At 40.0% G+C, this 10,986-nt stretch carries 14 protein-coding genes; all 14 read left to right on the forward strand.

The window, feature by feature from the left end; translation table 11 throughout:
- The first annotated feature begins 144 nt into the window (after window positions 1-144).
- On the forward strand, window positions 145-660 hold the full coding sequence (locus tag L3V23_RS20955; RefSeq protein WP_171386714.1) for a hypothetical protein: 516 nt from the start codon (window positions 145-147) through the stop codon (window positions 658-660).
- Between the two features lie 209 nt (window positions 661-869).
- Window positions 870-1,424, forward strand: a complete 555-nt coding sequence (locus L3V23_RS20960) for a hypothetical protein (RefSeq protein ID WP_237292948.1) — start codon at window positions 870-872, stop codon at window positions 1,422-1,424.
- 142 nt (window positions 1,425-1,566) lie between these two features.
- A complete protein-coding gene (locus L3V23_RS20965; RefSeq protein WP_171386714.1) occupies window positions 1,567-2,082 on the forward strand; it encodes a hypothetical protein in 516 nt (171 codons plus the stop codon).
- A gap of 154 nt (window positions 2,083-2,236) precedes the next feature.
- Complete coding sequence (locus tag L3V23_RS20970; protein WP_237292950.1) at window positions 2,237-2,509, forward strand: hypothetical protein; 273 nt, start codon at window positions 2,237-2,239, stop codon at window positions 2,507-2,509.
- A gap of 145 nt (window positions 2,510-2,654) precedes the next feature.
- Window positions 2,655-2,996 (forward strand): SH3 domain-containing protein, encoded by a 342-nt coding sequence (locus L3V23_RS20975; RefSeq protein WP_237292952.1) that lies wholly within the window; start codon window positions 2,655-2,657, stop codon window positions 2,994-2,996.
- A gap of 620 nt (window positions 2,997-3,616) precedes the next feature.
- On the forward strand, window positions 3,617-4,021 hold the full coding sequence (locus L3V23_RS20980; protein ID WP_140054148.1) for a DUF1801 domain-containing protein: 405 nt from the start codon (window positions 3,617-3,619) through the stop codon (window positions 4,019-4,021).
- A 157-nt stretch (window positions 4,022-4,178) separates the two neighbouring features.
- Window positions 4,179-4,712, forward strand: coding sequence for a shikimate kinase (locus L3V23_RS20985; RefSeq protein WP_237292954.1), 534 nt, complete (start codon window positions 4,179-4,181; stop codon window positions 4,710-4,712).
- Between the two features lie 229 nt (window positions 4,713-4,941).
- Window positions 4,942-5,421: a DUF1456 family protein gene (locus L3V23_RS20990; protein WP_237292956.1), complete on the forward strand. Its 480-nt coding sequence runs from the start codon at window positions 4,942-4,944 to the stop codon at window positions 5,419-5,421.
- A 630-nt stretch (window positions 5,422-6,051) separates the two neighbouring features.
- Entirely contained in the window at window positions 6,052-6,366 is a 315-nt protein-coding gene (locus tag L3V23_RS21000) for a hypothetical protein (protein ID WP_102967399.1), read from the forward strand.
- A 113-nt stretch (window positions 6,367-6,479) separates the two neighbouring features.
- Window positions 6,480-6,947, forward strand: coding sequence for a GNAT family N-acetyltransferase (locus L3V23_RS21005; protein WP_102967398.1), 468 nt, complete (start codon window positions 6,480-6,482; stop codon window positions 6,945-6,947).
- A 216-nt stretch (window positions 6,948-7,163) separates the two neighbouring features.
- Window positions 7,164-7,643 carry a DUF1456 family protein gene (locus L3V23_RS21010; protein WP_237292956.1) on the forward strand — a complete coding sequence of 160 codons (480 nt, stop codon included), beginning with the start codon at window positions 7,164-7,166 and terminating at the stop codon, window positions 7,641-7,643.
- 133 nt (window positions 7,644-7,776) lie between these two features.
- Window positions 7,777-8,175, forward strand: coding sequence for a hypothetical protein (locus L3V23_RS21020; RefSeq protein ID WP_237292959.1), 399 nt, complete (start codon window positions 7,777-7,779; stop codon window positions 8,173-8,175).
- Between the two features lie 1,258 nt (window positions 8,176-9,433).
- On the forward strand, window positions 9,434-9,847 hold the full coding sequence (locus tag L3V23_RS21025) for a GFA family protein (RefSeq protein WP_102967385.1): 414 nt from the start codon (window positions 9,434-9,436) through the stop codon (window positions 9,845-9,847).
- A 158-nt stretch (window positions 9,848-10,005) separates the two neighbouring features.
- Entirely contained in the window at window positions 10,006-10,743 is a 738-nt protein-coding gene (locus L3V23_RS21030; protein WP_146029439.1) for a hypothetical protein, read from the forward strand.
- Window positions 10,744-10,986 lie beyond the last annotated feature (243 nt).

Genomic DNA, 10,986 nt, shown 5'->3' on the forward strand with positions numbered 1-10,986 from the left:
CTATACATAACAAGGCGCTAAAGTCGGACTGCAAACCCATGGCGGTTTTGATTCAAATTGGACAGTGTGTTTAAGGTAGTTATTTTGAGTATAGTGGTGGGTTTGCAGCCACTTAGCTTAACGTTATGACACTCAAGAGGACAGATGAGAATCGAACGATTATCAGGGATTATTTTAGCTTTACTATGTGTGGGCGCAGGGTGGGCAATTTCAGTTACTTCGAACAAAGTATTTTATGGCGTTGAGTTGCTAGCTGCCTCCGCTGGTATTGGTGTAACCATAGCTCTTTATGTTCATAATCGTAGAGACACAGAATCGTTTTACAATAGTTACACTGATAAACGTAGCTCTTTCATAAAGTTACCACCAATAGCGTACATTTGTATTAGTTTAATATTTGTCGCTATATTAGCGGTGGGTACATCGATTGGTAAGTCGTTTGAAGTTATTGCGTTTGTGGATAGGAAATATGAAAGTAGTAGTAGAGGAAACGTTAGTTACGTAATTGATGTACAACATGAAGTGTATGGTGAGGCTACTTTTAATATCTCGAAACATACTTGGTCAAGCCTTGAAAAAGATAGCCCGATTTTATTGCAAGTGCATAAAAATGTTTTTGGGTTGTTGGTGGTCAATGATTTTGAGCCATTGAGTAAATAAAAACACGTGTCATAACAAGCAATTTAAGAGGGATTCACAACGCTTGGCATTTTTGCTTCTACTTCAATTTTAGTGGTTACGGTACAATGCTTTAGGTTGGGGAATAGCGTTGCTCACCCCTTAATTGGGCGTTATGCCACTTGCTTGATAATGAAGAGATGCTTGTATAAATTTAGTATTCAGTTAGCAATCAGGAAGCGAGTGACAATATGAAAATGATATTCGTAGACGCTGAAAACATTGGTCTAAAAGAACTAGAAAAAGTTAAAGCCACAGTTATTGATAAAGTATTTGTATTTTCTAAATTAGAAGCTGTTCAACGCGTTTGTGAGAAGTCACTTTTTTTATATCTTTCTGAATACCCAACTGGCGCTAATCAAGCAGATTTCTATATCATCGCTTACTTATCCAGAGTTTTACTTTCACTGGACAAAAAACAATTTGGCACAGTCAACTTTGAACTCTATAGCAATGATGAAAACTTGGTCTCAGCTTTTGAGTTTCAATGCGAGCAGGTAGGTGCAAACTTCAAAAGTATACGAACTAAAGATGAAACAGTTGTGCAAATGACTAGTGTGCAGAAAAATGTCTCTCCACAAGATAAAATATTTTCTGCTCTAAAGTCGCCTAGACCTTTAGACCCGAGCCTACAAAAGCAGCTAGGTTTATCCAAATCTGACTTTTCTAAGGCAATTAACGAACTGACGAAATCTAAAAAGATTCAACGCTCAGCGGAAAGCAAGCGCAAATGGGTTCGTTGCTAACAGTGGCATAACAAGGCGCTTAAGTCGGACTGCAAACCTGTGGCGGTTTTGGTTCAATTGGCTAGTGTGTTTGCGGTGGTTATTTTTAGTTTGGTGGTGTTTGCAGCCACTTAGCTTAGCGTTATGACACTCAAGAGGACAGATGAGAATCGAACGATTATCAGGGATTATTTTAGCTTTACTATGTGTGGGCGCAGGGTGGGCAATTTCAGTTACTTCGAACAAAGTATTTTATGGCGTTGAGTTGCTAGCTGCCTCCGCTGGTATTGGTGTAACCATAGCTCTTTATGTTCATAATCGTAGAGACACAGAATCGTTTTACAATAGTTACACTGATAAACGTAGCTCTTTCATAAAGTTACCACCAATAGCGTACATTTGTATTAGTTTAATATTTGTCGCTATATTAGCGGTGGGTACATCGATTGGTAAGTCGTTTGAAGTTATTGCGTTTGTGGATAGGAAATATGAAAGTAGTAGTAGAGGAAACGTTAGTTACGTAATTGATGTACAACATGAAGTGTATGGTGAGGCTACTTTTAATATCTCGAAACATACTTGGTCAAGCCTTGAAAAAGATAGCCCGATTTTATTGCAAGTGCATAAAAATGTTTTTGGGTTGTTGGTGGTCAATGATTTTGAGCCATTGAGTAAATAAAAACACGTGTCATAACAAGCAATTTAAGAGGGATTCACAACGCTTGGCATTTTTGATTCTACTTCAAATTTAGTGATTATGGCACAATGCTTTAGGTTTTGGTGGTGGCGTTGCTCACCCCTTAATTGGGCGTTATGTGATAAAAGGGGAAGCTATGAATTTCACCGCTGAGCAAAAATCGTTGGCCTATGATTCTGCGGTTTGTTTAAAAAGAGCGCTAGTCGAATGTAAAGACCCACTTGTCAACGAACTTTTGGATGGGGAACTAGGGGGAATTTTGATTTCAGTGATTGATGGCGATGCCAAGTATCCAATAACTTGTATTCCTCACTTTGACCAAATGACTAGAGGTTGGTTGCCAGAAATCGAAGACGAATATTTCAACTTCTACAGTTTTGCTCGATATGGCAAGTCAGCGTTTGAGTAATCACATAACAAGCAATTTAAGAGGGATTCTCAACGCTTGGCACTTTTGCTTCTACTTCAAATTTAGAGTTTATGGCACAATTCTTTAGGATTGGGTGGTAGCCTTGTTCACCCCTTAATTGGGCGTTATGTACTTTGGAGAAAATATGGAAGTAGTTTCTACTGAAAAGCACGTCTCAGAATATCCCAATCCGTTTTATTTGAAACAAGGCGATAAAGTAGCCCTAGGTATAATTGACGACGAGTTTCCCAACTGGATCTTTATAACCAGCAGTGAAGGGGATCAGGGTTGGGCTCCAGTTCAATATATCGAAAAGATTGAAGGTTTCTCTGAAGGAATCTTGCTTAAAGACTATGACAATGTTGAGCTCAATACTGTCATTGGTGAAAAACTATCAGTGCTATTCGAACTCAATGAGTGGTATCGAGTTTCGAGGTCAACGGGTGAAGTTGGTTGGGTACCAGTGCGCTCGGTACAACGTACATAACAAACAATTTAAGAGGGATTCCCAACGCTTGGCATTTTTGCTTCTACTTCAACTTTAGTGGTTACGGTACAATGCCTTAGGTTGGGTGGTAGCGTTGCTCACCCCTTAATTGGGCGTTAGCTGGAAATGTTAAGAGCAGCTTTGTCTATGGTCTGTGGTTCGAGCTTTACACATGAAAGTTCCGTTATTTCAACTATCTCGCCAGTGGCACTTTCAATTAAATGGTTGAATTTGGCCAAGCTACTTACTTTTAATAATGTGTTTGTCGAGTTCTTTGGTGTGGCTTCTTTGAAGTTGAAAGTAGTTAGTGACCAAATTCGTCTTTCGCTTGTTATGATTGGCTTTAGCGTAATTTTTCTTGGTCAGTTATGTTTCGTGGTCTAGGTTTCAGTTTTATAGTTGTCCCTTTTACATTGTGTTCGTATAGTCATAATGTATTTCAAATTAGGCATTTGGTTGCAAACATTAAGCTTCAGTGTAACCAGCTAACAAGGCGCTTAAGTCGGACTGCAAACCTGTGGCGGTTTTGGTTCAATTGGCTAGTGTGTTTACGGTGGTTGTTTTGAGTTTGGTGGTGTTTGCAGCCACTTAGCTTAGCGTTATGTGAATAGGAGGTTCCAATGAACAAGGTAGTTAAAGCTCGCTTCGATGAATATCCGGAAAATGTTCGCCTTAGGTTAGAGGAGCTGAGAAATCTAGTCTTTCAAATCGCATCTGAATTGGAGCTGGGTGAAATCGATGAATCTCTAAAGTGGGGTGAACCAAGCTACAGCGTAAAAACAGGCAGTCCCCTAAGAATGGATTGGAAACTGAAGTCCCCCAATAATTATTACTTGTTCTTTAACTGCCAAACTAAGTTAGTCGATACATTTCGGGAATTGTATGGTGCAGAACTGGAGTTTCAGGGAAACAGAGCAATAGTTCTGTCCTTATCGAAACCGTTGCCAGAAACAGCAATCAAGTCCTGTTTAGAGTTAGCTTTAACCTATCAGCAGCGTAAAAGTTTGCCTCTGTTGGGTGCTTGAAATAATTCACATAACAAGGCGCTTAAGCCGGACTGCAAACCTGTGGCGGTTTTAGTTCAAATTGGCTAGTGTGTTTACGGTGGTTATTTTGAGCTTGGTGGTGTTTGCAGCCACTTAGCTTAGCGTTATGTGCTAGGGCTAGAAATTAGGTTAGTCGATGAAAAGAATTAATGTAATAGGAACGAGTGGAAGTGGTAAAAGTACTTTCAGTCGCCTCCTTGCTAATAAGCTCAAATATCCCTATTTGGAAATGGATGCCATATTCTGGAAGCCGGATTGGCAAGAATCTACTGATGAGGAATTCTTTGCCAACCTTACGGAGAGTCTTAGTGGCGAAAAATGGGTACTTGATGGTAACTATAATCGGACAGCCCAAATTAAATGGGGTAGAGCTGATACCATCATTTGGGTGGATTATTCATTTTCAAGGACTCTATACCAAGCAGTGAAACGAGCGTTAACTCGTATTGTGACTAAGCAAGAACTTTGGGGAAAAGCTGGTAATGTTGAATCATTTAGAAAGTCGTTTCTAAGTAAAGACTCGATCATTCTCTGGACATTAAAAACGTATAAGCCAAATCGTATTCGTTACACAGAATTGCTGTGTGATCCAAGGTACACTCATATAGAGTTCGTAAGGATAACTAGCCCGAAAAAGACCAAGGCGTTCATAGATGAGCTACGCACATAACAAGGCGCTTAAGACGGACTGCAAACCTGTGGCGGTTTTGATTCAAACTGGCTAGTGTGTCTACGGTTGTTATTTTGGGTTTAGTGGAGTTTGCAGCCACTTAGCTTAGCGTTATGATTCTCTCGCAAATTGGCACAATTGGTAGGGTGTCGACCGCAAATCTGATAAAATCCAAGTCTTCCAGTAATCACGTCGATATCACTGGATTTACCTAAGACTAGGAACTAATTTGACCAATAATGATATTTTACGCCGTGTACGTTATACATTCGATTTGAAAGACAGTGTAATGGCAGAAATCTACTCTTTAGCAGACTTCAATGTGACGAGTGAACAAGTCACTAGTTGGCTGAAAAAAGAAGAAGATGAATCTTTTGTCGAACTTAGCGATACAGAGTTAGCAGTATTTCTAAACGGCTTTATCAATTTCAAGCGTGGCAAGCGCGAAGGTGAGCAGCCTAAGCCAGAAGCGAAGTTAAGTCATAATATCGTATTCCACAAGTTACGTATTGCTTTGAACTTGAAAGCCGAGGACATCATCGAGATTTTGCAGCTTGTCGACTTTCGTTTAAGCAAGCATGAACTGAGCGCATTTTTCCGCAAGCCTGAGAATAAGCATTACAGAGAATGCAAAGACCAAGTTCTTCGAAACTTCTTACTAGGTCTTCAGCATCAGTTGCGTCCAAACGGTGAAGAGCCTGAATCATAACAAACTGTTTAAGAGGGATTCCCAACGCATGGCATTTTTGCTATGCGTTAGTTTTGGTGATTAAGGTGGTTTGCAGCGGCTTCGGTATTGCGTTGCTCACCCCTTAACAGGGCGTTAGCTGGAAAATTAAAAGAGCAGTTTTATTCCGTTTTTGTGGTTCAAGCTTTACACCTGAAAGCCCCCCGTATTTCAACTATCTCGCCAGTGGCACTTCAATTAAATAGTTGAATCTAACCGAGCCGTTTACTTTTAATGGTGTGTCTGTCGAGTTCTTTGGTGTGGCTTCTTTGAAGCTGAAAGTAGTTCGTGACCAAATTCGTTCCTCGCTTGCTATGGTTATTTCATCGTAATTTTTCTTGGTCAGTTATGTTTCGTGGGCTAGGTTTCAGTTTTATAGCTGTCCCTTTTACATTGCGTTCGTATAGTCATAATGTATTCCAAATTATGCATTTGGGTGCAAACATCAAGCTTCAACGCAACCAGCTAACAAGGCGCTTAAGTCGGACTGCAAACGCGGGGCGGTTTTGGTTCAATTGGCTAGTGTGGTTGCGGTGTTTATTTTGGGTTTAGTGATGTTTGCAGCCACTTAGCTTAGCGTTATGTTGCTCTAGCTATCAAAAGGACATTAGGATGAGTTGTGGAAAGTGTTCTGGATTAGTCAGGGAGATTCGAAATCCCCAAAAGTTAACGGAATCGATACTTCTTTTAAGAACAGAAACAGAGAAGGGAAATCTCAAATATTTAGGGTTTGGATCTTATGGCCAGCCTTTTTCCCAAATAGCTAATGGGAAAAATTGGGGCGATTTCGTAAGCAATTACTTTGTTTGCAAGCTTTGTGGGCAAGTAATACATCTTCGCGCTGAAACTTATCATGGTAGTGGCGGTAAAATTGCTGCTGTTGAATCGATTTTAGGTAAATTGTATATCGATGAGTTCGCAACATAACAAGGCGCTTAAGCCGGACTGCAAACCTGTGGCGGTTTTGGTTCAATTGGCTAGAGTGTTTAAAGTGGTCATTTTGAGTTTTGTTCTGGTTTGCAGCCACTTAGCTTAGCGTTATGAGGAATATGGATATCAAATTAGTACAAATTCAAACTGATGAGTTCGATAGTCTATTTTCTGTTGTAAAACAGGCTCTCTACACACATGTTGATGCTGTTTTTGGTTGGAGTGATGAGTTTCAGCGTAAGCGTCTAAAGGACGATTATGAGCCTAATTGGTTTTACTGGGTTTACCAAAGGGGGCAGCGCATAGGTGTGCTTTGTTTCAAACCATATGACAATGCACTTCATGTGCACTTGCTTGTTGTATTTCCAGAGTTCCAGAACCAAAAGCTAGGTGAGAAAGTAATGAAGTATGTTCATCATCAAGCTTGTTTGCAAGGATGCGGCAGCATAACGTTATCGAGCTTTGTTAGAAATGAATCCGCAGTGAGATTCTACAAATCGCTTGGCTATCGTGTGATTGACAGTGATGAAAATTTCTATTCTCTGTCACTTCAAGTCTCCTCATTACAAGGCGCTTAAGTCGGACTGCAAACCTGTGGCGGTTTTGGTTCAATTGGGTAGGGTGTTTACGGTGGTTATATTGGGTTTGGTGGTGTTTGCAGCCACTTAGCTTAGCGTTATGATTCTCTCGCAAATTGGCACAATTGGTAGGGTGTCGACCGCAAATCTGATAAAATCCAAGTCTTCCAGTAATCACGTCGATATCACTGGATTTACCTAAGACTAGGAACTAATTTGACCAATAATGATATTTTACGCCGTGTACGTTATACATTCGATTTGAAAGACAGTGTAATGGCAGAAATCTACTCTTTAGCAGACTTCAATGTGACGAGTGAACAAGTCACTAGTTGGCTGAAAAAAGAAGAAGATGAATCTTTTGTCGAACTTAGCGATACAGAGTTAGCAGTATTTCTAAACGGCTTTATCAATTTCAAGCGTGGCAAGCGCGAAGGTGAGCAGCCTAAGCCAGAAGCGAAGTTAAGTCATAATATCGTATTCCACAAGTTACGTATTGCTTTGAACTTGAAAGCCGAGGACATCATCGAGATTTTGCAGCTTGTCGACTTTCGTTTAAGCAAGCATGAACTGAGCGCATTTTTCCGCAAGCCTGAGAATAAGCATTACAGAGAATGCAAAGACCAAGTTCTTCGAAACTTCTTACTAGGTCTTCAGCATCAGTTGCGTCCAAACGGTGAAGAGCCTGAATCATAACAAACTGTTTAAGAGGGATTCCCAACGCATGGCATTTTTGCTATGCGTTAGTTTTGGTGATTAAGGTGGTTTGCAGCGGCTTCGGTATTGCGTTGCTCACCCCTTAACAGGGCGTTATGTGCAAGGAGGCATTGTGAAGAAATTGAGGATGGCTTTAATGGTAGTAATGCCATTGCTTATGCTAGCAAAACTATATTATCCGGATTATGCGAAGAAAAATTCTAACGAAGATTTGAAAGTTCAGTTTCAGGAGTTGCTACTAGATGATTCAGACAGCAATGCCACGGTTAGATCTGTATCTGTTTACGAAAATGTCATTTCATTGGAAGTGAATATTCATAATGTTTTGTTAAATGACTCAAATAAGTCACGTTTTGCTCAGAATTCTCATAGAATATTCCCTGAAAAGATATGTAGTAGTGTTGGTCTTAGAGAGTATTTGCAAAGTGGTAAATGGATATCCATAGATGTAATTGCAAATAGTGATAAAGCCGTGACAAATATTAGAATTACCAATGAAAATTGCACATAACAAGGCGCTTAAGTCGGACTGCAAACCTGTGGCGGTTTTGTTTCAATTAGCTACTGTGGTTACGGTGGTTATCTTGAGTTTGGTGGTGTTTGCAGCCACTTAGCTTAGCGTTAACTAGCGACGGGATTTATGCAAAAAATTACGGTTGAAGGTATTGAGGTTTTAGTTGGAAATCATATTTACAAAACTAGATATTGTAGGTTGGTAGCATTCAGTTTTTTCCTCTTCATGTTTAGTGCTGCAACAAGTAACAATGAGCCTTTGTTTGGCTACATTTTAGTTTCAATTTTCTTCAGCTTGTTGGTATATGAGTTATATCGCATGGTTTTTAAACCAACGCTTCTAGCCATAGGTTACGAAGGCATATACCACTTCAAAATAGGGTTTGTTCCTTGGTCGGACATCGAGAGTACAGATTTTTTCGTGGGTCCAACTAATTCTATGCATAAGGCACTAGTTCTAACGATCTATGAGCCAAGAGTAACACTCAAGTATCATTGGTTACCAAGGCCAATCAGAGTTGAGAGTAAAGAATTGAGACTCGATATGTCTTATTCTGACTGTAACATAAAGAACGCACATACTAATGTAGTTGTTATGCGGCAATGGTACTTAGCGCATCATTCAGCTAGTTAACAAACTGCTTAAGACGGACTGCCAACGCTCGGCGGTTTTGCTTCTGTTTAGGTTTGGTGTTTACGGTGGTTTGTTTAAGTTTCGTGGCATGTTGGCAGCCACTTAGCAGGGCGTTAGCTGGAAATTTAAAGAGCGGCTTTGTCCATGTTCTGTGGTTCGAGCTTTACACCTGAACGTTCACGTTTTCAACTATCTCGCCAGTGGCACTTTCATGTAAGTGATTGAATTCGTTCAAGCTGTTTTACTTGTAATTGTGTTTTTGTCGAGTTCTTTGGTGTGGCTTCTTTGAAGCTGAAAGTAGTTCGTGACCAAATTCGTTCCTCGCTTGCTATGGTTGCTTCATCGTAATTTTTCTTGGTCAGTTATGTTTCGTGGGCTAGGTTTCAGTTTTATAGCTGTCCCTTTTACATTGAATTCGTATAGTCATAATGTATTCCAAATTATGCATTTGGGTGCAAACATCAAGCTTCAACGCAACCAGCTAACAAGGCGCTTAAGTCGGACTGCAAACGCGTGGCGGTTTTGGTTCAATTGGCTAGTGTGGTTACGGTGTTTATTTTGGGTTTAGTGATGTTTGCAGCCACTTAGCTTAGCGTTATGCGTACTAATTGACATAGGAGCAATGAAGTTGAAAGGAAATTGTTTGTGTGGGGAGGTTTCGTTTGAATTGTCAGGTGAATTACCACCCATCTATCAGTGTCATTGTTCGTTGTGTCGCAAAGTATCGGGCTCTTCATCAAACTCAGCGTTGATAGTTAAGTCATCTAGTTTTAAATGGTGTTCCGGCGAACATCAAATTAGGTCATTTTCTACGAGTTCTGGTTTTAAATCTGAGTTTTGTTGTCGATGTGGTAGTCCAGTACCAAATATCAGTACAGATGGTGAGTCGTATTGGGTTCCCGCGGGATTGTTGTCAGAGCCTATAGATACAAAAATTTCTGCACATGTCTATGTCAACTCTCGTGCAAACTGGGACGTGGGTTTCTTAAACGACGGCCTTCCGCAATTTGATACGATGCCCGGTGAAAGTGATTAGTGTATGCCAAGTAGGTGACGCACGCATAACAAGGCGCTAAAGTCGGACTGCAAACCTGTGGCGGTTTCGGTTCAATTGACTAGTGTGTTTACGGTGGTTATTTTGGGTTTGGTGGTGTTTGCAGCCACTTAGCTTATCGTTAAGTGAATGGAGGTAAGGTGAAACTATATTTGACTTGTATGACATGTTTCCAAGAACTTGGAAGGCCAAGTGATATCAGCTATCCAGCTGAAATTCAGGATGCTGGTTACTATCAGTTTAAGTGTGTAAACGGTCATATATCTCGGACTAGATTGCAAAATCCAAAATTTGAAGTTCTATTCGAACTTGGATTAAACGCCATCCATGACGGTTACTATCGAGAGGCAGTAAGTTCTTTCACTTCTGCTTTAGAGCGTTTTTATGAATATGCCATAAAAATCTTGTTCAAAGCTAATGAACTAGATAAAGCTTTATTTGAGACCATTTGGAAACAAGTTTCGAATCAATCGGAACGTCAATATGGTGCTTATCTTTTTCTGTATAGCTTTGTGGAACATGATTCACCCCCAAAACTATCAAATTCAAAAGTTAAATTTAGAAATGAAGTCATACACAAAGGTAAAATACCAACCAAAGCTGAAGCGATGTCCTATGGCGAAGCCGTTGTAGACGTCATTTTGCCTGTCCTAGTCACTCTCAAAAACAACTATCAAGAAGCAATGAACCAAATAGTATTTGAACAGTTCATTGAAATGACGCCTCAAGAAGATCTGGGTAAACAAATTGCTACTATGGGTATTGGCTCTGCGCTTTCAACAACTACAGCTGAAACAATCAAGCCAAACCTCGATAAACATCTAGAGTCTATTGAGAAAACCAAAAAACATTATGAGTTATATGGAAAATTCACTTAACAATCAATTTAAGAGGGATTCACAACGCTTGGCACTTTTGCTTTTACTTCAAACTTAGTGTTTATGGCACAATGCTTTAGGTTTGGGTGGAGGCGTTGTTCACCCCTTAATTGGGCGTTATGTACTATAAAGTATGACATACCCAATATTTATTTAATTGTATAAGTGTAATTATTGTCTTGCTCAAGGTAGAGCGGAAATGTTGGGTAATAAAAATGAGAAAGGTAATTCTAGTTTTACTGG

This window comes from Vibrio sp. A1-b2 (genome assembly GCF_021726015.1).
Lineage (GTDB): Bacteria > Pseudomonadota > Gammaproteobacteria > Enterobacterales > Vibrionaceae > Vibrio > Vibrio diazotrophicus.